Source organism: Rhizobium sp. LjRoot98, assembly GCF_964252935.1.
GTDB lineage: Bacteria > Pseudomonadota > Alphaproteobacteria > Rhizobiales > Rhizobiaceae > Pararhizobium.
The window spans coordinates 16,553-38,046 of record NZ_CAXUPW020000014.1 but is presented as its reverse complement, the minus strand read 5'-3'; the positions used below and the strand labels follow the sequence as shown (position 1 = coordinate 38,046).

The 21,494-nt window shown below is 56.2% G+C and carries 13 protein-coding genes and 3 pseudogenes; 4 read left to right on the top strand and 12 right to left on the bottom strand.

Going from position 1 to position 21,494, the window contains the following annotated elements:
* Window positions 1-1,361 precede the first annotated feature (1,361 nt).
* The 3 genes from ACSQ3J_RS27640 to ACSQ3J_RS27630 form a co-directional block, all read right to left on the bottom strand.
* Complete coding sequence (locus ACSQ3J_RS27640) at window positions 1,362-1,724, bottom strand: response regulator (protein WP_060504187.1); 363 nt, start codon at window positions 1,722-1,724, stop codon at window positions 1,362-1,364.
* Window positions 1,725-3,015: 1,291 nt separating this feature from the next.
* Complete coding sequence (locus ACSQ3J_RS27635) at window positions 3,016-6,957, bottom strand: CheR family methyltransferase (protein ID WP_436040752.1); 3,942 nt, start codon at window positions 6,955-6,957, stop codon at window positions 3,016-3,018.
* An 87-nt stretch (window positions 6,958-7,044) separates the two neighbouring features.
* Entirely contained in the window at window positions 7,045-8,094 is a 1,050-nt protein-coding gene (locus ACSQ3J_RS27630; RefSeq protein WP_060504185.1) for a chemotaxis protein CheB, read from the bottom strand.
* Window positions 8,095-8,843: 749 nt separating this feature from the next.
* On the opposite strand from ACSQ3J_RS27630, the gene ACSQ3J_RS27625 reads away from it, so the two are divergent.
* Window positions 8,844-9,092 (top strand): hypothetical protein, encoded by a 249-nt coding sequence (locus tag ACSQ3J_RS27625; protein ID WP_060504184.1) that lies wholly within the window; start codon window positions 8,844-8,846, stop codon window positions 9,090-9,092.
* 1,171 nt (window positions 9,093-10,263) lie between these two features.
* Window positions 10,264-12,345 carry a glycogen debranching protein GlgX gene (gene glgX / locus ACSQ3J_RS27620; protein ID WP_436040750.1) on the top strand — a complete coding sequence of 694 codons (2,082 nt, stop codon included), beginning with the start codon at window positions 10,264-10,266 and terminating at the stop codon, window positions 12,343-12,345.
* Between the two features lie 453 nt (window positions 12,346-12,798).
* Here the strand turns inward: glgX and ACSQ3J_RS27615 are convergent, their stop codons facing one another.
* From ACSQ3J_RS27615 to ACSQ3J_RS27575, 9 genes and pseudogenes are all read right to left on the bottom strand, one after another.
* Window positions 12,799-13,245 (bottom strand): hypothetical protein, encoded by a 447-nt coding sequence (locus tag ACSQ3J_RS27615; protein ID WP_060504182.1) that lies wholly within the window; start codon window positions 13,243-13,245, stop codon window positions 12,799-12,801.
* 220 nt (window positions 13,246-13,465) lie between these two features.
* Window positions 13,466-13,738, bottom strand: a complete 273-nt coding sequence (locus ACSQ3J_RS27610; protein ID WP_060504181.1) for a hypothetical protein — start codon at window positions 13,736-13,738, stop codon at window positions 13,466-13,468.
* Between the two features lie 36 nt (window positions 13,739-13,774).
* Entirely contained in the window at window positions 13,775-14,170 is a 396-nt protein-coding gene (locus tag ACSQ3J_RS27605) for a hypothetical protein (protein ID WP_060504180.1), read from the bottom strand.
* 745 nt (window positions 14,171-14,915) lie between these two features.
* Window positions 14,916-15,173 (bottom strand): annotated as a pseudogene (locus tag ACSQ3J_RS27600) (cysteine hydrolase family protein); the annotation flags it as partial.
* 760 nt (window positions 15,174-15,933) lie between these two features.
* Complete coding sequence (locus ACSQ3J_RS27595) at window positions 15,934-16,176, bottom strand: hypothetical protein (RefSeq protein ID WP_060504178.1); 243 nt, start codon at window positions 16,174-16,176, stop codon at window positions 15,934-15,936.
* Entirely contained in the window at window positions 16,176-16,379 is a 204-nt protein-coding gene (locus ACSQ3J_RS27590) for a hypothetical protein (RefSeq protein WP_060504219.1), read from the bottom strand. Before ACSQ3J_RS27590 ends, ACSQ3J_RS27595 begins: the two co-directional genes overlap by 1 nt.
* A gap of 171 nt (window positions 16,380-16,550) precedes the next feature.
* A pseudogene (locus tag ACSQ3J_RS27585) lies at window positions 16,551-16,788 on the bottom strand (DUF763 domain-containing protein); the annotation flags it as partial.
* Between the two features lie 114 nt (window positions 16,789-16,902).
* Window positions 16,903-17,442 (bottom strand): DNA-3-methyladenine glycosylase, encoded by a 540-nt coding sequence (locus ACSQ3J_RS27580; protein ID WP_082512109.1) that lies wholly within the window; start codon window positions 17,440-17,442, stop codon window positions 16,903-16,905.
* Window positions 17,443-17,824: 382 nt separating this feature from the next.
* Window positions 17,825-18,219 (bottom strand): annotated as a pseudogene (locus ACSQ3J_RS27575) (PIN domain-containing protein).
* 217 nt (window positions 18,220-18,436) lie between these two features.
* On the opposite strand from ACSQ3J_RS27575, the gene ACSQ3J_RS27570 reads away from it, so the two are divergent.
* Window positions 18,437-20,182 carry a tetratricopeptide repeat protein gene (locus ACSQ3J_RS27570; protein ID WP_060504218.1) on the top strand — a complete coding sequence of 582 codons (1,746 nt, stop codon included), beginning with the start codon at window positions 18,437-18,439 and terminating at the stop codon, window positions 20,180-20,182.
* A gap of 734 nt (window positions 20,183-20,916) precedes the next feature.
* Window positions 20,917-21,282, top strand: coding sequence for a DUF4180 domain-containing protein (locus tag ACSQ3J_RS27565; RefSeq protein WP_436040749.1), 366 nt, complete (start codon window positions 20,917-20,919; stop codon window positions 21,280-21,282).
* The last annotated feature ends 212 nt before the right edge of the window (window positions 21,283-21,494 follow it).

The following is a 21,494-nucleotide window of genomic DNA, read 5'->3' as shown; positions in this document are numbered from 1 at the left end:
TAAGATGCAGGGAAGGGGATGACTTGAAGTTGATATATTCAAATGTCATCATATGTGCGGGTGATCCCTGAACACCATATCCCGCCTTGGCACATTGCAGTCCGAAACTGCGATATGGCTTTTGGCTCTACAAGGTCCAACTGGAACTGTGAAGTCGAGATCGTGCACAGACGCGGCCGCGATTAGTGAGCCAGTGGGTCGCACGCAGCCACTGCGGAAAATGCGGGGAACCAATAAACCCACCTGTGCGTTTTGACACGTTCAGATAGAAAGGACCCGTCATGAACCGCATAATCTACATCGTTGGACTCGTCGTGATTGTCATCGCAATTCTATCGTTTTTTGGCCTTCGGTGAATTTGCTGAAAAGCTAATTCAATGGAAAATGATTGTCGCGGCTGGCGCCGCGGCGACCTACGGCGAGACGCCCGGCTAGCTATGCAAACCGCGACATCCGGCGCAAAACGATACCTAGCCTAAAAGAGGTGATGCCCACGAGAATCGCGAGGCCAACAGTGGTACCCGCGGAATGCGAGACCGGTTTAAAATCCGAAACACGGGATTTTTCCACCTCCGACACCTGTTCTCGGAGATGTGCGACGTAGGCGGTGAGGCGGCGAAGCTCTTCAGCTTGGGACAGACCAACTTTTTCCTCTTTGGACGTACTTCGAGGGGCGTTCCCATCGTCATTCTCTAGACCCTCGAAAGAATCCTCCAGTTCGTTCCGCCTGCTGGAGAGGCCCCATTTGCCCGATTTTGTGCTGCTTCCGCGCATGATCAACTTGCTCCTTTTTACGGTAACCGAACAACGCAGGTGCGGGCAAAAGGATGCAGGGTTTGAGGCGGTTTTTTAAGGGTCAATAAAAAAGCCGCCACTCCCGGCAGTAAATGGCGACGCTAGAGTGGCTCACAATGTAGATCTTTAGTATAGGAAATGCAGTATTCTCCCTCCCAGAAAGGGCAGAGATCAAATGCAATTATAGGGGATTTTCAAACACATTTTTGGTATCGTTTTTCACCTGTATAATATTAAACGATACGAAAGAGGAGCGGCCAGCACGCCGTGCATGTTGGGACGAGGTGCCAAAGTTGGCCCAAGGATAGCCACCGGCCCGCTGGGATGGACGACGGCAGCCTAATCGCCGAACAAAGCAAGCTGGAAAACGGACAAGCCCAAAAGCCGACGAACCTGATCCCGACGCCGCTATGCCCCAAGCCTCCGATTGCGCCACTTACCCGCAGCGTGGCTTGTTCCCGGCGTTCGAGAAGAAATATGTAGACGGTGATGTGCCGTGGAGGGGAATCGTTCGACGATTTGTGCTCAGAAACTGGCGGTATCTGTAGCGGTAACGACTGCCGGAATCAATCGCTCAGCATCATGGCCCTCACCTTGCCAAGATCGATTGGCTTTCCCCAAGTGGAAACGCCCCTGAACCTCGGCGGCATTATCGAGGCATCATAGCCGGTGGCAAAGACGAACGGCACTTTTCGCTTGGCAAGCAGATCAGCAACCGGAAAAACGGGTTCGTTACCGAGATTGACGTCAAGTATGGCGTAGTCGATCCGATCGGTGGCCTCGATTAGCTCGATCGCCTTTTCCAGTTGACCGACAGGGCCGACAACGATGGCTCCTTCACGTTCCAGTTCATCACACAGCTCGCTCGCCAGGATATATTCGTCTTCGACCACGAGTATGCGGCGGCCTTCCAGATTTCCCTTGGGCATGAACCGTCTCCATTCGGCCTTTCGCGACAGTCTCCGTCAGTGGGGTGCTTCCACCACGTTCGTCCGCCTGGGATACATTACGGCAGGCAGGTCGAAAGCGACAGCTCCAACCTTATCGAACTTCCGACAGCCAACTGTGTTCCATAAGGATTTCAAATTGCAAGGGTTGATCGCAAGAAATGCTGCTCGGCAGCGTGCTAGGCCCACCAACATCACCAATCACGCTCCTTTGGCCGAACGATTTGCGTCTGAGTCACTGGAACGACTTGACATCACTTAGCTAGTAACTTGAGGGAGCGGCCCTGGGGAGGGTGCCAAGAACAGGATAATCCGACCTCCCCGAAACTCGCGTGACGCTTCGTCACCGTTCCCCCACCGTGTCGGTCGATCGCCCATTTGAACGATTGCCTGCAAAGGAGCAGGCAGTCGCAACGATCAAGCAGACCCAGTTGTATTCAGCTCGTCAGGCTCCCGTGCTCAATGCGTTGGCGAGGCGTTTTCCTCCGTCGCTAGGGATTCTGTAGATCTCTTCCTGAGAAGCTGGCAAAGGCGTTCGGCACGCGACGTAATGCAATTAGGGTCTGCTCGTGGAACAATGACCGGCTGCGTCATGTGTTCACGACACCTTGAGCTTGAACATGCCCAGTCTTCATCAAGCGGTATAATCTTCTAACGGCACCAATGCCGTCCGATCTCACTCGATCGATGATGACAATAGGCCTGTCGTTGCTGGTTGGAAATCTTTATTGCCGCTTGATGAGAAAATTGCTTCGCACTGGGGCCAATCCAGAATGCGCTCCCACGTTGAGCCCAGCACCCACCTCATCGAACGGATGCACGCTTAACCGAGAGATCCCCTCCAAACGTCTGAATGATTTCATTGAGGCGAAGGGGCTTTTGCAGGCATGGGATGGTCGAAAATTCTGCTGGAATGACTTCCGGATCTTAACCGGTCGCGAAAACGAACGGAATCTTGAGCTTCACCAACGCGGCAGCGACCCGAAATCCGCGCCATCGCCAAGGTGATATCCAGAAGCACGGCTGATGGTATCTCTTCGGCCAGAACATTGCGCGCCGCTTCAGCGTCCGGACATGGGCCAAGGACGTTCGCCCTTGCTGCCGTCAGGGCGCGCACAATATCGGTGGCGAGAAAGTATTAGTCTTCCACGACGAGGATTTTCTTGCCCCTCAAGTCGGCAGGCTCGGTCATGTAGATCTCCGAATAAAGCCGGCTCTAACCAAGCGGGAAAGGTGAAGTTCCAGGACTGCAGACACGGAACACGACAGCCCCTTACACGCCATCGTCATCACCCGCAGCGGTACTTTTAGAAACAGGAATCGAGATCGTGCAATGCACACCGTCGTCGCCAAGCGTATAGCTTGTTCGCGCCTTGAGCTGATACGGCAACGCGCGTTCGATCAGTTCCCGACCCTGCCCCGTGCCAGTCGGCATTGATCCCAGAGCAGGCATCGCAACATTTTCCTCGCGCCAGTCGATGTGCAGCCACGGTTGGCTACCCTTTCCATCGACCTCCAGCGACCAGCGAACATTTAGCCGCGCCGCGTCCTGGCCCAAGGCTCCGTATTTGACCGCATTGGTGGCGAGTTCGTGCAAGGCCATTGCAAGGGTCTGGACTGTAGATGAACGCAAGCGGATTCCGTCCGGCCCCTCAAGCGATAGGCGATCGCTGGAACCGTTCATGGCGCCGAGTTCAACCCTGACCAGTTCGTCAAAGGTGACCCGATCATGCTCGTTCAGTCGCGATAGCAACCCCTGGACGCGAGCCAGGGCTTCCAGCCGGTTTTTGAAACGGTCGTGGAAGTCTTCGAGGCCGCTGCTCGAACGAGCCGTGTTGTCCGCCATTGAGCGGATAACGCCGAGAAGGTTCCGGGTCCTGTGCTGCAGTTCGGCGACCAACACCTCCTGGCGTTTGTGCAGGCCTCGGATGTCATCAACGTCCGTGGACGTGCCAAGCCACTCAACGATCGCGCCCTTTTTGTCCCGTACGTAGGCTGCCCGTGTGTGGAACCAGCGATAGGCGTCTGTCTCGCTCTGACGCAGCCGATACTCGACTTCGAAGCCTCCTGTAGCCAAAGCCTCGGACCACGCTGTTTTCGCAACGTCCCGGTCATCGGGATGCACCGGCTCCAGCCACCCATGTCCATGGCTCTCCTCTTCGCGCTGGCCGGTATATTGTGTCCATTGCGGACTTGCCCAGGTCCAGTGACCGCCATCGATGGCGCGCCACACCAACTGCGGGATACCTTCAAGGAGAACACGCTGTCTCTGTTCGGCAGCCGCGAGTGCCTGTTCCGTCTCCTTGATCTCGGTGATGTCATGACCGATGCCGCCAATATGGCCGACGCGACCGGCTTCGTCCTTGATTGGAAAGTCCGTGTTTCGCAGCCATCGTATTGCACCATCAACCGGCCGTTGAATGCGGTATTCAAAGGTCATCCATTCGCCGTCGCGCACCCGCCGGAGATTAGCCGCGGCGAGTTCGCGGTCATCAGGGACGATCAGCTCCAGCCAGCCTACCATGTTATCGCCACGCAGTGCCGCCTCGCGGTCAAGGCCGTAGATCGCTTCGAAAGCGGGCGTTAGATATTCCCACTGCATAGTCTCCGCATCACGAATCCAGAGGACGTCCTGGGATGCCTCGCCGAATTGACGCAGGCGCTCCTCGCTTTCCCGCAACGCGGTTTCAACGCGTGCACGTTCAGATATATCGACAAAACTCACGACCGTACCGTCGATGCGGTCTTCCACGGTGCGGTAGGGTCGCAGCCGCATGGCGAATCGTTGCCCTCCTTTGCTGCTGACCTCCCGCTCGATCGGGATCAAATCCTTCAGGACCTTTTCCGCATCGACGCGAATGTCGTCATAGTTGAGCTGGTGGGTAAAGTCGGTGATGGCGCGTCCGATATCATGCCTGGTGATGTTGAAGAGGTCCGCGATCGGGGACGTAAACATCTTGATGCGCATGTTTTGGTCGAGGAAGAGGGTGCCGATTTCGGTGGCGGCCGACAGGTTCTGTAGATCGCTATGGGCCGCCGAGATGTTCTCCAGCTTGCTTTTCAGCTCTGCGTTGACCGTATGAAGCTCTTCGTTTATCGACTGAAGTTCTTCCTTCGAAGTCTCCAGCTCCTCCGCTGTGGAACGGTACTCCTCGTTCATCGACTGCAGCTCTTCATTGGCCGCCCGAAGCTCCTGCATCGAAGACTCCTGACTGTTCCGACTGATGAGCAAAGCCTCCTGCGCTGCTTTGAGCTCGGCATAAAGGCGCCTCACCTCGTCAGGCCTCGCCTCACCGGTGGAGCCGGCCTCCTCACCATCTCGGACTTCGCCGCCATCGAGAAAAAAGACGAGCGCCTGGCTGCCACGCTGCGCTTCAGTCGCCACCGGTGTCACGTGCATAGACACGCGACGACGATGCTGTTCGAAGGCGACGACGGTCGGCAAAGTGATGGTAGGCTCGCCTTGTTCGATTGCACGGGCCAATGCCAGTCTGAGATCAAGGCGCAATTCCGGTTTTACCACGGACGATAGCGACCTTGAGACGGGCCCCGCCGAGAGGAAGAGGAAGCGACCGGCCGTCGGAGACAGGTGAAGGATATTCTGCCCGTCATCGACAAGTACACTTGCGGGCGCGTTTTGCTCCAGGGCCGCAACATGCAAGGCGGCCGGCAACCCCGACCGTTCGGTTCCAATCGGCGTGGGGCGCTCTGTGTGGTTTGCCTGCTCTGGCGCTGCGAACTGCGGCAGGATGGGCAGGAGATGGCTCGACTGCGGTCGGGAACTGTAAAGGCGTGCGTGCCGGTCGACTGGGGCAAACAAGTCTGTCGCGACGTCGGCTGTCTCTGCCGATCCTAGAAACAGGTAGCGGCCGGGCCTCAGACTATAATGGAAGATCGAACACACCTGAGCCTGAAGGCTTCGTTCGAGGTAGATCAAAAGGTTGCGACAGGAGATCAGGTCGAGCCGCATGAACGGCGGTTCTTTAAGAATGCTGTGCTTTGCAAACAGCACGCTTTCGCGAAGCTCCTTTCGCACCCGAAAGTGTGTTCCTTCATCGATGAAGAAGCGCGCAAGCCTTTCTGGCGTCACGTCAGCTTCGATAGCGCGCGGATAGCGGCCTTCCCTTGCTGTCGTTAATGCTGTCTCATCCAGATCCGTTGCAAAGATTTGGAAGGGCACCTTCATCTTCCGTCGTGCCATTTCCTCATGCAACAGCATAGCTACGGAGTAAGCCTCCTCACCGGTAGCGCAACCAACCACCCAAATCCGGATGCTTTCCTCTTCATGATGGTCGGCCATGTCTACCAAAGGTTTCAGAACCTGAGATGCAAGCGCCTCAAATGCCTGTTCATCTCGGAAAAACGTCGTCACCGATATCAGGAGGTCGGAGAAGAGGTTTTGGGCCTCCTCCGGCGTGGTCAGAAGGTGATCGGCATAATCTGCCAGCGTGTCCTTGCGGCACACCTGCATCCGGCGAACCACACGGCGCATGACCGTTGCACGCTTGTACCCTGAGAAATCGTGGCCCACACGAGTTCGTAGCAAGGCGACGATGCGGCGAAGGTCATTGGCGGCGCCGATCATATCCAATGACCGCACCGCCTCCTTGCTATGGGCGACCTCCGCCAACCGTTCTGCCAAACGTGCGACTGGTGCGACAAAGTCTGCGGCGCCTGTTGCGATCGCGCTCTGAGGCATTGAGGAAAAAGTTGCCTCTGTTGGCTCCTGGACCATAATGACGCCGCCGGCCTCCTTGACGGCAGTGACCCCCAGCGCGCCGTCCGAGCCTGCGCCTGACAGGACCATCGCAACCCCGTCCCCGCGGGCAGCAGCAATAGAGCAGAAGAACATGTCGATCGGCGCGCGCTGCCCACGCGGCTCGGTAAACCCGCGGGCTGTGATGCTGTCTCCGTCGATAACAAGTTCACGGTCGGGCGGAATGACGAAGACGCAGTTCGGCTTGAGCTTTGGCGACTCACCAACCAGATGAACAGGCATGCGCGTATGCTGCGCCAGGACTTCACTCAATGCGCTCGGTTCGTCGGGCGACAGATGCAGGATTACGACGTAGGCGAGGCCGAGATCAGGTGGCACTAGGCGGAGCAAATCCTGAAGCGCGGTTACCCCTCCCGCTGAAGCGCCGATAGCACAGACAGGGATAAACTTGCGGTTTGCAGGCAGGAGGTATTCTTCGTCCGTCATGGCGTCGCTCATATGAATTTATCTCTTTGAGTATCGAGAAAACGCGCATGGCGTCAAACCTAATCGTACGCCCGTCGTGCGTAGCCTTCCGTCCGCCCGCTACCCCTCCTTCAGCACAGCACGACCTTCATAGGATGGAATTTCAAGTTCCTCTGCGCCGTCCGGCTCGCCTTCCATCAGTTGCAGGAGGGCTTGCCGCAGGATATCGGCGTGGGCTCGATATTCATCCGACTTCTGAAGGAAGTTTTCCGCCATCCCCTCTCTTCCAGAGGCACGAGCGTCCCGTCCCATGCGAGACATCAGTTCGGCACGCTCCTCGACGATCCTCAGGGCCACGCGCATCGCCTCGTCCACTGCGCTCTGCTTCTCCATCATCAATACCTTGCCGGTATAGCCGTGTCCGACCTGGCAACGAAATCGGAGTGGATGGGAGCCTTCAATCTCGGAAAGGACGCCCCCGCAATCAGGACACGTTAATGCAACCGGGTGGCCGAGTTTCCCCATGCTGCCCGTCGTGGAAGCAGCGCCAGCGGCAATCTCGACCTCTAGTCTCAGTTCAGAAGGTACGGGTCGAGCAGGACCAGCTTCTTCTTGCACGTACCTGGCTATCGCAGATGCAAGCTCACCTGCGCCAGCGCTGAGGTCCATCGGCGTCGCTTCGAGGGCCGCTATCGGCATAGCGGCGGCTTCTGAGGTACTCGGTGCTTGAACCAAGGCAACGCCGCCGCATCGCTTGATCGAAGATAGCCCCGAGGCGCCATCGTTCAGCATTCCACTGAGGATCAGTCCGATCGCTCTTGGACCGACCGAAAGCGCCACGGAACGAAAGAGCGGATCGATAGCCGGTCGCGCGAGGTTTTCCCGAGGCCCCTTGCCAAGTTTGAAGACGTCCCCGATCAGCAGGAGGTGATGATCCGGAGGCGCTATAAACACTTTTCCCGACTCCAGCGCCATCCCGTCCTGCACTATGACTACAGGAAACGGGCTGCGGGAGGCGATCGCTGTATGGACGCCAGAGCTATCCGCGGGTATGTGAATGACCACGATGATCGTAGCATTCAAGTCTCGAGGCAGCTTCTCCAGTATGGCGTTTAGTGGCTTGATTGCCCCAGCTGAGCCACCGATGGCGACAACGTTTCTGTTCGACATAGGACTATCCTTTTATTCTAAAACTCCGTCCCATGCTAAAGGTTGCCTAACCTGAGCAAGATGGCTCCAGGATGACCGGTCGTCTAGCGATATCGCGCTTGAACTATTTGATCCTAGATCCATTACGCAGTGTTGTGGCGCCCGTCTGATCGATGCCTGAAAGGCTGTTGGGTGATTTCTCCCGTTGGAACACTTCGACGTGGTGCCCCTAAGGTCAGGCGCGGGCTATCGAAAGAGACTCATGTGTGCGCATGGCCTTGAGCTCACCAACAGTGACGGGGCGACGGAAAGATCGCGGCGGATCAGCCAATCAGCTGTAGGCGGCGTTGCCCCGGCAATTGATAACAGCATAGGCTATCCGCAAACAATTTCGAACTTCCCTCGCTGCGACGCGGCGATATCGGAAGATCATCAGACCCGCGCTAAGTAGACGAACACTCACGACAGCCAGTTTAGTGACGGACGGCACCCGGTCCCCCATGCATCGACCTCCTCTCGGCAACATGTGTTAAAGCGCGCCGTAGAGCAGATGTCTGCATTCAAGAAAACGCTAAGTCGAACATGTCGTGCATCGCCATTCTCCTGCCGGAAATCGCGATGGCAACCTCCTGCGATTAAGTCGGAAACACACCCTTAAATGGGACAGAGCACGGGCAATTTCGTAGCGGAAACTTTTTTCGCTTCGACAGGGAACAAGATCCAGACGGAAGGGTTCGAATGTCCCCAATGAACCCTGATGAGATAAATCCATGGTTTCCGTCTTCGCCATCATGATCGCAGTTTGCGCTTTCGGCTTTGTCCTTGGATACTTTTACAACCGGTTTGAAGTTATTGCTGCGCGGCGGGCTTTAGTTGACCAGAGAATTAAGTTCGAAGCCGATCTTTCACGCGCTGCGGAAGTTCTCGAGGATTTCGAAGAGATTTTTGATGAGATGGAACGTTTCCATTCGTCTCACGAAACGGCTGTCGTACTGCCATTCAAACCACCGGTTGTTTAGGCACAGAAAGAAAAACGGCAGAGCGGTGGGGCTGCACAGTGCTCTGCCGCAAATGGATCATCGAAGCATAGCTGGAGAGGCCGGGCCCGGTGTGGTGTAGGGCCGTCGTTTCTGTCCGTAGGCCATTCCAGACGCTGTTAAAAGCTTGGAGTCATGCAGTAGAGATCTCCGGTTGCCCAGATCTGCCACCTGGACGATGGCGTCTCGCTTGGACTGAATGTGTACGATCGCGCGCTCGTGCGGTTTGGCTGCCGATCCTCGAGTGCCAAGTTGGTCTGGAGAGGTGTCGCCTTGATTGGGCCACACCGAGGCATCCGATAGGCACCGCTACATTACAGAACGGTAGACGTTTTGAAGGTAAAAGGGATCGTGTCCCAGCGAGTGGTGTAGCTGGATTTCATAGCCATCGGTGATTTCCGGTAGAGTCGGGGTGCTTAGAACCTGGCTCTGCCGCCGAGAAGCTGATGGCACGGACTCGCGTTAACGCCGATTTGCAAAGGCGTCATATCCCTTCGCCGCTCGTTTCGGGAAAGGGAACTAATATCGTTTTCACAAGTTGGAAAGCACCTGAGATGGCAGAAGAAGGGGAAAGTTGATGAAATCTCGCGTTAAACGCTTCTGGTATAGCTCGACAAACCCAAAATGGTCACGACCGCCTGTCAACCGGCGCGAACCGCAGATAATGGTGCCCCAGGTAGTTGACCTTGCCTTCCCGAAGAAAACCGTTCAGGAAATAGCCGTTCCCGCTTCTATCAACGGCAGGAGTCTGGCTGATGGACGCCCATAAGGGACTGGCCGGGGTGCGCTCGGTCAAGAAAGCCACGATCTATACGATTTCCCCGAGCTATTCTGTACAGTTGGCCGCGGGTCTCATGGCCGGAGCGGGCGTCGCTTTCCTGCCAGTGGAACACCGCCCTGTTGGTGCCATAAAGCATTCTCCGCGCAGGACGGACAATGATCGACTGACAAACCCAAAGGGTTCATTGTTGTCGATGGCGCCCGGCAGCTGGCCGGGATCCTGTCACTGGAAGACATATCCCGCTCGGATCCGCTGTTGGGTGCGCGCGTGGTCGCGACCCCACAATACCGCGGTCACCCGACAAGCATCTTTAAATGACGCATTTGACGCGGAATACCCGGAAAAATCCTGGACTTAAAGGGGAGCGGATTCATGAAAAGGGGCCCTGTTGAGATCCAACCGGGACGGTGGCAGAAATTGGGTGCCATCCCTGACGCCGATGGCGTCAATTTCGCGCTGTTTTCCGCACACGCCGAATCGGTGGAACTCTGCCTATTCGACGAAAATGGAGAGACCGAAACCGCACGGCTTGAACTGCCGGAATTCACCAACGAAATCTGGCACGGTTACGTGCCTGGACTAAAGGCCGGTGCGCTCTATGGATACCGCGTGCATGGACCCTACGATCCATCCGCCGGCCACCGGTTCAATGCCAACAAACTGCTCATTGATCCCTACGCGCGCGAGTTGGTCGGCGACATCACGTGGTCAAATTCGCATTTTGGCTATGACGTCGGAAGCCTGGACAAAGACCTATCGTTTAATCGAAGCGATAGCGCCGCTTCCATGCCGAAGTGCCGTGTGGTCGAATCGAAAAACTATGACTGGAAATCCGATCGCCCTCCCGCGATAGCCTGGTCCCGGACCATTTTTTACGAAGCCCATGTGAAAGGGTTCACCCAGCTTCATCCGGCTGTTCCGGAAAAACTTCGGGGCACGTTCGAGGGGCTCGCGGACAAGGCGATTGTCGACTATCTGAAGTCCCTTGGCATTACCTCGGTGGAGCTCCTGCCCATCCATTACTTTCTTGATGACAAACATTTGATCGACAAGGGTTTGCGCAACTATTGGGGTTACAACAGCCTCGGATTCTTCGCGCCGGCGAGCCGCTATTATGGCCCGCGCGGCATGGACGGCCTTCGCGACATGGTGCGCGCGCTGCACGACGGCGGTATCGAGGTCATTCTCGATGTGGTCTATAACCACACAGCCGAAGGAAACGAGCTGGGCCCCACTTTGTCCTTCAAGGGCATCGACAATTTCTCCTACTATCGGACTCTACCCGACGATCCTCGTTACTACATCAACGACACTGGCACCGGAAATACCGTCAACACGTCGCATCCGCGCGTCTTGCAGATGATCACGGATTCGCTGCGTTATTGGGTCGAGGAAATGCATGTCGACGGATTTCGTTTTGATCTCGGCACTATCCTTGGCCGCGAACCGGAGGGGTTCGACCAGCGTGGTGGCTTCTTCGATGCGGTAACACAGGACCCGGTGCTAGCCACTGTCAAACTTGTGGGCGAACCTTGGGACATCGGGCCTGGCGGCTATCAGATCGGGGGCTTTCCGCCTGGCTGGGCGGAATGGAATGACAAATACCGCGACACCATGCGCGACTATTGGAAGGATATGGATGGAACCGCACCCGAGTTCGCCGCGCGCTTCATGGGATCGGCGGATATGTACGATCTGCGAGGACGACGGCCTTGGTCCAGCGTCAACTTCATTACCGCCCACGACGGTTTCACCCTCAACGACCTCGTTTCCTACAATGACAAGCACAACGAGGCGAACGGGGAACACAACAACGACGGACACAGCGACAACCGCAGCTCCAACCATGGCGCCGAAGGTCCAACCGACAATGCGGCGATCAACGCCAGCCGCGACAGGCACAAACGTAACCTCCTCGCGACGCTGCTACTCTCGCATGGCACGCCGATGCTGCTTGCCGGCGACGAGTTCGGCCGCAGCCAGCTCGGCAACAACAATTGCTACTGCCAGGATAGCGAGATTAGCTGGGTGCATTGGGAAGGCCTGTCGGGCAGCGCTGAGGAGATGCGTGATTTCGTCCGACAATTGATCAAGCTGCGCGTCGAGCAGCCACTGCTTCGCCGTGAAAGCTGGCGAGACGGTCTGACAGCCACCTGGGTCAATGCCGGCGGCGGGGAACAGACACCGGAGCACTGGCAGGACGAAGGAAGCACGACGATTGGTCTCCATCTCGGCTGCAAGAATATGACAGTGACGAAAGGCGCCTGGCGTGAGCTGCTATTGATTTTTAACCCGCACGATGGGCCTGTACCCTTCAGAATGCCGCGGTCGGAGTTCGGTAGCTGGACCCTTGTGCTCACGACGGCCCAGATGAACGAAGCGGACAACCTCTCCAGTAAGGAGGCCGTCGTCCAAATGCCGCCTCGCAGCTTGGTGCTTTTCTCGGCAAATTGAGGCCGAGGAGCTTGGTCGAGTAAGTAAGCGCAAGAACCCTCAATTCGGGAATTAGCCATTTCGGTGTGCGGGAACAAAATCCCACACGGTCGTTTTCGCCATCGCTAGAAAGCGGGACCTCGGGTATGCTGAAAGGGCCCGCAGAGGGTGAACAAGTCTGGGAATCGGGCGGGATGCGGCTTTTGCACACGCTCGTCCTCCGCAACTCGGCGAACAGATGCGAAAATTCGTAGCTCTAATCACTCGTCACATCGCCGTTTTGATCCCTAAACTTAAAGTAGGAACTAGACTTTGCCGGGCGCTCCCCGGGTCAGACACGCATGTTGCAGATAAAGTTCCGCCGCGGGCAATATAACTTTCTCTGGGTGCATCGTTTTGAATTCAAACGCGTTTTCACCGATCAGGTTTATTTATGTCAAACTCATTTCGGGGAATCAAACGAGCCTGCGAGCGTCAGACTTGAACCGGTTTGATGGTATCGACGCTGATTTCGCCCTCGATCACCCCGCGTGGGAAATCACGGCGCGCATGGTCCACCTCAATGACGGTATAGAGTTTTTCCGACCGGAACGCACTCGCGTTGCTCGTCGTCACGCCCTCGGCAGGAGCTGAATCGATTTCCATGAAATCAAGTTCTCGTTCGGCAGCAACGATGCGCGCATCGCCCGTTGTCCGAGCGGCGACCAACACTTGGCCCTGGTAAGGCGAGTTGTCCCACCGCGGGTCGTTGGCTTCGGCTATGGGAACGAGGCGATAGATATTCAGGAGTTCAGCCTCTTTCCCCGAAGTGGTTGACGAGTCCAGAACCTGAGCACGGCTCTCGACAGACTGACCGAATTCGGTCGGACTGGTTCCAGTTGAAGGGCCAAGGTGGCTCTGGTCGTTCGTTGCGTTCGACATCGGAGGGCTCCTTATGAATTAACGTTGTCGGAAGAGGATCAAGCAGTGTGATTCCTGTCAGGGACGGCAGGCTTTCAATCTCATGACGCCAGAAGACCTTCGGCTGCGCAGTGTCTTCCGCCCTTTCTCGGGTGGAGACGAGATTTTCGTCTAGCACCGCGCGGCGCTGTTCCGAGCCTCACGTATTTCATGGCCCGATCTTTCGACCGATTGGTGACGATCATCGTGTGACCCCGTACAAAAAGCCTAGGAAACCGACTCCAACCGCAGCCGTAATCGGCTGCGAACGCACCTTGGCGCGGAACTCTTCAGTCGCCAGGCTGCCCGCTGCGGACGCAGCGTCCTGAAGCGAATCCCTTAACCGGGCGACTTCCGACCACAACGCCCTGAGTTCTTCCTGATTGTCGGCTTTCCAGTCTGTCGCCGCCAGCGCTTCATCGACGAGCGGTGCTGGCTCTTCCGGAGTGTCTGGTGCGACCTGATGATCTGTCATGTTTAAACTCCTATAGGAGGTTTTTTCGGAGGTTTATTACTGGGTTTTCTCGGTGCCCGTCGGAGCGACCGATTGCGAATCGCCACCCGTACCAGATTCAGCCGTGGGATCTCGATCTGTTGGCGAGGTCTGCATGGTTTCTCCAGCAGGTGGAGTGTTGTCGATGACCTTCTGATCGGTCGGTGTGACCACCGCCTTCGTACCGTGCGTGGTGGTTTGCTTCGTTTCCGTGACGGCGTCATTATCGACCGCCTCTCCATACATCCCCGCGATAGCCCAGGCGATGGCGGCCAACACGAGACCACCTATCAGCACCATCAGTACCGGTCGCCCAAGCAATCCCTGCCGCGCCTGCACGGGCGTAGCTTCCACGATCTTCTGCGTCTGCACACTTGAAAGCGTATCGCCGCGTTCGTCCTTGAAGCTATTCATGGATTATTCCTCTTTTTCACCTTCCTTAACCAATGGCGCGCGGGAATGTTCCGCCGGTTTCAATTGCCTTCGGAACGCGACATTCGCCCGATCTCGCGAGAAGGTCGTCGGCAGAGGCAAGCGTCTCTCCAGTTGGTGGAAAGTCCTCGGCAAAGGGGGAGTTCCACGCTCGTCCAGCCGAGTCGCGCGAACTTGGCGATAACGCGCGCGCTTTCTCTGCGATTTCGATCTCGCCGTCTGTCCAGAGCTGTGACAGCATCATGAAATCTGTGTCACCGTCGATCTGGCTGTCGGCCGCCTTGGCTTCGCGCTCAAGGCCGGCCTTACGAAAGACCGGCCGCGGCGGCCAGCGCTCATTTCACAAGCCCCCCGCCAGCAGGGCTTTCTCGATCCCTGCTGGATTCCCTCTCTTTTCTAAAGGAAAAGGAGTTGAAAGGGGATCGCTGGCGGCTGGTGCGCTTTCCTGGGTTCAATTTTTCGCGCGTTGTTGGAATGACGCGGTCAAACCCTAGGAGAGGGCAATAGGCAAACTCGAGGAAATGCCGACATCCATTCGGCTGCGGGCGGCCGTTCCAGCTCCGCGCCATTGTTGACTAAGCGCAAAAACACTATTTCAAATTTCGACCGCCGCCTGCAGGTGGCGACATTCCAGCGGATATACCGGCGCCTCAGCGATCCTTGCCCAATCGCGTAACCAGCGAATAGCAAGCACACGCTCCTCAGTGTAGTGTCATTCGCGATCCTATCAGCCGAAGACATTTCTCAGGAACTCCTCAGTCGGTTGGAGGTCGAGCTGAACCGAAAATCTGTCGCCGAGCAGTTTTAGCGATGCGTCGTGTGTAGCGTCCTCCCCACTGCACGCTCCGTAGGATAGCAAGACAACACGATACCCAAGATCAACTGCCCCAACCACTGCGGCAAGGACACAGACATCTGTTTCACCACCCGTGATAACGAGTGTTTCCACCTCCTCACGAGCGAGGGTGGCATGGAGACCACCTTCGGCAGCACGCTGGCCATCCACTGGACGGCCATAGCGTGTCTTCAGCGAACAGGCGCTGCATGTCGATACCAGGTGCTTCCAGTTGCCCAACTCAACCATAGATGCGGTCTGCTCCTCTGTGTCCTTCAACTGGCTGAAACCAAATCAGTTCCGGGTTGTGCGGAACAAGTGTCGGATTAACCAGCTCCGTTAGCTTCGAAACAAGAAGGGCTTGAGGGCTGCAAACAAGACCGAGAAATTTCGTCATCGAATTACGCAACTCGCATGCCATCGAGAGCCAAGCTCTATCGATGATGAAGCCGCAGCTTGAGCACATCGAAAAGCTATCCGGAGCTGACTTAAAAACTGGAGCAACGTATCCGCGACGAGGGACATTCCGCGTTGAAGGACTGAGTGCGTTCATTTAGAGCGGCATGGCGGGAATTGGCATAAGATGGCAGGCGATGAGATCATTGAGGATTCTCTAGCCAACTTCGCTTCGAGAAGTTGAGATATCCGCCTTCTCCATGCTGACGATCGCTGACATCGGAGAATACGCTCCACGAAGACGAGGACCCGAGAGTGGACGGAGGGAGGCGGGCGAATTTGAGGTGCCCGCTCTGGCGGGCTTTTCTGGTGATGATTGATGAGATCGTCAAGAGCCCAAGCATTTATCCAGAAACTGACTCCGCCCCCAGCGTGTAAGCACGTGCGTGCTGTGAGAGGGCGTCACCCAGTTGGCCCGAGGAGCGGGCGACGTGAGGAATAGCCTGCATCGTGACTATCCCTTGAAGTCGCCTTCCTCCATCTCGCGCTTATCATAGTTTAGATCCCATTCCTTGCCGACCGGTTTCGCTCCCGGAGGAGCTTTATGTGCTGTGGCATCATCAGAGCCCGTGATGACCCGCGGCTTTGCGCTGGCCACCCCGTTATTGTTACTGCGCTTCAGGCCTCTGGCATACTGACCCTTTGCATCGTCGTGGATTGTCTTCACGGGTGCTTTGTCCTTCACAGGCCCTGACATCACTTAGCTCCCCCCGTTTTGCCCGCGTCCGTGGTTTTGGAGCGATCGGGATCGTTCAGATTCTCTCCCGCTGCGTCGCGGTCGGTTTCCGGGTTGTCTACCGCGGGAAGGTAGCCACGCGGGCGGGTTTCTTCGGGTCCTTCCCAACGCGGCGATTGATCTGTGGTTCCGGGGATGCCCGGTTTTGGTGTTTCCTGTTTCATCTTTTTTTCCTCCAAATGGCGTTTTCGCGATTTCATGCACACTTAACGGCGGGCCGCTTCGGATGTTCCGTCCATGCCGATGATAATGAACCTCGAACGGGAACCTAGCCGCTGGGAGCTTCTGTCACAAAGGACCCGCGGGGACGTCATTCCGAGCAAGCCACATGACCACGCCGTGGTAATGCCGGAGGAATGCCAGTCCATCCCCATGACGGCGCCGAAAGACTGGAACCAGAACGGGCATGCCAGTCGGCGCAAAATCTCCTCGCGTCCATACTGCTGGACAATCGCCTCGGTAATGACAGCACCGACTCTTGTCATCCGCCCACCAAGGCCATTTGGGCACGCGTCCGTCCCGCAATGGAAGATCCACGCTACCTGCCCGCTGTGTCGGAAAATCGTCTCCGATCGGTTTCCGACAGGCATTGCGGGATAAGCACCTAGGCCCGCGACCGCCCCCGGCAATTATATCAACCCAGCCGTTGGCTAACTCCCAATACAATATGGAGTACAGAGCGTCGTTTCACAGCTTTTTGCTTAAAAATGGCGAACCCCTAACACCGAAACGCCAGCGCACATCGGCGGCTTTGGTGATACCAATGCGACATCCGGATGATGCCGCCCATGGCTCAGACGGGAGGCTTACATGAAAAGGGTCCGCAGCCAGCGATCGGCCGTTGAGTTCACCCGTTGCGGCAAGCGCCTGGCACAGGCGACCAGGTCCGGAACAAAGCAAAACAGGGCTTTCCAGCGCCCGTCTCTGACGCATAAGATCCAACCCGGTTGTCGGTTCCAGGGCGCGGATCAAGACGGCGCTTCCCTCCTGACAGACAAAATTCAGGCACCAGTGTATGCCGTAGGATCGGTAAATGTAGAGCGTCGCCGGAGGACCGAACATCGCCCGGTTCCGAGCGGTTTGACCATTATAGGAGTGGGACGCCGGATCCTCATCGGTATAGGCTTCCGTTTCCACGATCAGGCCGCCAACGCCCGCAATGACAAACTCTGCACCGATCAGATCGACAGCGACGACGGGCGCAGGCCGGTCAAAAAAAGTGCTCATCCAGTTTCGGTCAGGTAGCATCGATAACTCTCTCTCTTTCAGCAGCCACACAAGGAAATTTATAGCCCTCGACTACAAAGTTATTGACCGTCCTATCGAGCGATTTCGGGGCGGCGGCGGCCAGAGCAGCGTCGGATTCCGAGAAATCTCGCTCATGGGGCTAAGCCGATTTTCGTCCTGTGGCGCGGATGCGAAATTCTTGCCCACAGGGCGAAACGTAATGAGCGTTTTTTAGTGCAAAATCCCCTCAAACCGCACCGCCCGCCACTTCAATATTTCGTCCGATAACGTTGGATTATCCGTCATTATAAATGACGATCGCGAGAGTGGCGGTATTGTCGCGCAGAACCCTAATTTCTTTTCCAAGACTCTGCGCCGTGTCTCAGCACGGCGCTTGCGGATTATCGATATTACGGGCAGCTAGGCGGCCGCCGTTCACCCGAGCAATCGCCGCGATCATTCCATCAGGTGCCGACATTCCCCGCCCCCTAAGAGCGGCGCCGCCCATAATTTCGCTGTAGGCAAGTGCGGCTTCAAACCGAAAATCCGATCGGCGAAACGATGGCGCCAGTCGAGCAATCCCTGTTCCAACCGATCGGCACGCTGAGCCGGTCTTACGTTTTGTATCCCGAAAGTAAATCTCAGCGATCGTGACCGTCGGAAGGGCCAGCTCCGCATCAAACCGCATCAGCCATTCGATGACCGGCTCGTTTGACGCTTTTTGAAAGTCTCGGAAACGACATTGCTATCAAGGAAATCAAAGTTCGACGCCCCGATGCGGACGGCGACTTTCGCGGACGACAGCCTCGAGGTCGAGGTCAGTCCCTGATTCAGCGCTCAAGCAAGTCTCTGCCTCCGATTGACATGCCGAGCGCGGGCACGGGATGCCCATGACGGTACCCAGTTCTAACGACCTTGCGGGCAGAAGAATGACGCCACGAAAATTGTGGCGTGCTATATACTGGTTAGCCACGAAATCGACGTGGGGGTGCCGATGGAACAAAAGCTCTCGGTCATAATGGCGTCAGACGTCGTTGGATACAGCCGCCTGATGGGCTTCGATGAGAGAGGCACCCTGTCGACTCTCAAACGGCACCGACATGAACTCCTCGATGTCAAAATCGCCCAGAATCATGGGCGGATCGTCAAGCTCGTCGGCGACGGGATGCTGACAGAGTTCCGGACCGCCGAGGAGGCAATTACCTGCGCTGTCGCAATCCAACGAGAAATGCGGACAAGGAACGCGGATGTTTCCCCCGATCGCCGAATTGAGTTTCGGATTGGCATTAACATAGGGGATATCCTTTTTGAAGATGACGATGTGTATGGTGATGGCGTGAACGTTGCATCGCGCATTGAAACGATCGCTAAGCCCGGAGGCATCGCGGTATCCGCATCGATGCGTGACACCGTGGGCAACCGTCTGAATATCGGCTTCGAGGATGCAGGTGAGCAGAGATTGAAGAATATCGATCGACCGCTCCGCGTCTTCAATGTCCTTTTTGATGATTACAAAACTGCGCAACCGAAAGATGCCCCCGGTTCGGCCTTGGCAGTGCCACCGGCCTGCATACAAAATGATCTGGGCTCCGAGTCGAACAGAACGATCCTGTATGTTTCAAGGTTTTCAAACCTTGGCGGCGATCCAAACCAGGATTACTTTGCGGCGGGCATTGCGGAGGATGTCGTGACCGCCTTGTCGCGCTTCTCGCGGTTGAACGTGATAGTTCGACCACCCCGTTTAGAGCCCCGCCCTATCGGATCGACTACCTATTACATCCTTGAGGGCAGTGTCAGACGGCTCGGCAATCGAGTCCGAGTGAATGCCAGCCTGACCAACGTTTCTGGCGAACATATCTGGGCGGAAAAATACGACTTCGACCTTGTCGACGTTTTCTCCATTCAGGACGAGCTGGCTCAATCGATCCCGGCCGCGCTAAACGTCAAGATCGAAGAGGCTGAACGTCAACGCGTTCTTGCTAAACCGGTGTCTGCTCTGAGGGCCTATGACTTTTATTTGCGAGGGAAGCATCTTCAACAGAGCCGGCGGCCGGAGGACATCGGGATAGCGAAAAAGATGTTCGTTGCCGCGATCGCGGATGATCCGAATTATTCACGCCCATACCTGGGGCTCGCCTGGATCGAGCTGCTGAAGCTGAAATGGAATGAAAGCGTCGACATTGACTTCGCACTGGCCACTGCGTTCACATGGGCGAGCAAAGCACTGCAGCTCAACCCCTCTGAATCCGACGCCCATTTTGCGCTTGGCGTAATCCACTTATGGAGAGGGGAGACTGAGCGTGCCATAGGATGCTACGATCGGGCTCGCGAACTCGCTCCTTACAACTGTGATCTGCTCGCCGAGTATTGCGATGCGTTGGGCTATTTAGGGCGTCTTGAAGACGCGATCAGGATCGGCGAAATGGCCGTGCGTCTCAATCCAAGTCGACCCGACTGGTACCTGTGGGACATTGCGGCCAGCAAGTATCTTTCCGGTGACTATGTTGGTGCGCTGTCTCTTCTAGAAAAAATGACAGAGCCAGGGCCTGCATATCGACTACTGGCGGCAACATATGCACAATTAGGGCGGTTGGACGAAGCGAGCAGCGCAGCGACCGAATTGCTAAAAATCAATCCGGACTTTTCGATTAAGCGATACATGACCCGAGCGCCCTATCGGGATAAGGCGCTCCTCGCTAAATATGTCGAAGGACTGCGGATGGCAGGATTACCGGAGTAGGCACGTGATCAACTGCTTAATTTAAGGGAATTCGTCTGGGGCAGTTATGCTTGCATGTCGATCCCCCTGATTGTTACTTGTTCGCTTCCCGGTGTGTCGGCGGCAGATACGCGGCGCTTCAAGCCGCTCCTACTGAACAACAATTGCTTGTTGATGGAGAGGAGAGATCGGCGGCGTGAACCGATGCTTCCGCAGATCCGGAACACTGTTTGGTCGAAAGCAAACCTAACGCATCCAGGTTCGCACAGCTGCATAAAATGGCATTGCGGCAGCCTCTCCTGCCGAGAGCCGCGCTCTATCGGACGTGCGATAGGCTATGCCATCTGCAATATTTGATAGGGCGATGTCAGAGGCTCAGTTAAGCGGCGATCAGCAGTCCGCTGGTGACCGCAAAATCACGCGCGAAATAAGGCAATTATTCGCTGACCTCGCGCTCTCGGACTTTCCAAGCCGGAGCGATTATTGTTCTCGCTTATTTCCCCGGAAAAAGTCCTGCTTTCATTGCAGGGAGCAGTAAGCGCAATTTTCTCAGAACTAAGTTCCGAGTGATCGATTGACGATGGTGTAACTCGCGTCATGTCGACAATCCAGCCGGGCCAGTCGCTCGATGTGAACCCGACGGAGTGGATTTCAGATATGGCCCGTTTGCACCACAAGCGGCCGCTGCGGAAGGCCGTTGTTCAGCTTTGTTCTCTCGGTTAAATGAGCATAAGAGAGAATCCGAGGAAGTTTTCATGAGCACAGAGAACAGTATAGGCCTCAGCTTGTTTTTTGTCGATACTGACGGCCCTGTCTTCGGGACTGAGCAAGATGCACTGGACCTGTTGGGCCAAACCTATGGCAAGGAAATTGATGTCATTGTTGTGCCCGCCAATCGTTTCTCACCTGATTTTTACGACCTCAGCAGCAGACTTGCGGGACATTTTTTTCAGAAAATGCAGAACTACCGGATGCGTCTCGTGATCCTCGGCGACATTTCTGTCCCCATGGCGGCAAGCAAAGCGCTTCGTGACTTTGTCAGCGAAACCAACCGGATGGGATATCATCTCTTTGTTGCTGAGCGGACAGAACTGGAGGACAAGCTGCGCCGGAATGATTGATTCTTCACCTTTCAAAGGATGCGCAGAAAACATTTCATCTCAATCGCCTTCAAGCTTCCCGATCTAAAGGGACATCCCTTGTTGATGGAGACGACCGCTTCGAGCCGTCGAACCAACCCGCTGCGCGAGAGGGCGTCTGGGGGTTGAAATCGAGGTTCGGGCTGCAGATCGCACCTGAGTTGAACATCGTCTGGTAAGGGCGGAACATGACG

Excerpts from the sequence above, each read along its gene's own strand:
- ACSQ3J_RS27615 (WP_060504182.1), bottom strand. The coding sequence starts at position 13,245 with ATGTCGAACGCAACGAACGACCAGAGCCACCTTGGCCCTTCAACTGGA.
- ACSQ3J_RS27605 (WP_060504180.1), bottom strand. The coding sequence starts at position 14,170 with ATGAATAGCTTCAAGGACGAACGCGGCGATACGCTTTCAAGTGTGCAG.
- ACSQ3J_RS27595 (WP_060504178.1), bottom strand. The coding sequence starts at position 16,176 with ATGTCAGGGCCTGTGAAGGACAAAGCACCCGTGAAGACAATCCACGAC.
- ACSQ3J_RS27625 (WP_060504184.1), top strand. The coding sequence starts at position 8,844 with ATGGTTTCCGTCTTCGCCATCATGATCGCAGTTTGCGCTTTCGGCTTT.
- ACSQ3J_RS27630 (WP_060504185.1), bottom strand. The coding sequence starts at position 8,094 with ATGTCGAACAGAAACGTTGTCGCCATCGGTGGCTCAGCTGGGGCAATC.
- glgX (WP_436040750.1), top strand. The coding sequence starts at position 10,264 with ATGAAAAGGGGCCCTGTTGAGATCCAACCGGGACGGTGGCAGAAATTG.
- ACSQ3J_RS27590 (WP_060504219.1), bottom strand. The coding sequence starts at position 16,379 with ATGAAACAGGAAACACCAAAACCGGGCATCCCCGGAACCACAGATCAA.
- ACSQ3J_RS27640 (WP_060504187.1), bottom strand. The coding sequence starts at position 1,724 with ATGCCCAAGGGAAATCTGGAAGGCCGCCGCATACTCGTGGTCGAAGAC.
- ACSQ3J_RS27565 (WP_436040749.1), top strand. The coding sequence starts at position 20,917 with ATGAGCACAGAGAACAGTATAGGCCTCAGCTTGTTTTTTGTCGATACT.
- ACSQ3J_RS27635 (WP_436040752.1), bottom strand. The coding sequence starts at position 6,957 with ATGAGCGACGCCATGACGGACGAAGAATACCTCCTGCCTGCAAACCGC.
- ACSQ3J_RS27570 (WP_060504218.1), top strand. The coding sequence starts at position 18,437 with ATGGAACAAAAGCTCTCGGTCATAATGGCGTCAGACGTCGTTGGATAC.
- ACSQ3J_RS27610 (WP_060504181.1), bottom strand. The coding sequence starts at position 13,738 with ATGACAGATCATCAGGTCGCACCAGACACTCCGGAAGAGCCAGCACCG.
- ACSQ3J_RS27580 (WP_082512109.1), bottom strand. The coding sequence starts at position 17,442 with ATGAGCACTTTTTTTGACCGGCCTGCGCCCGTCGTCGCTGTCGATCTG.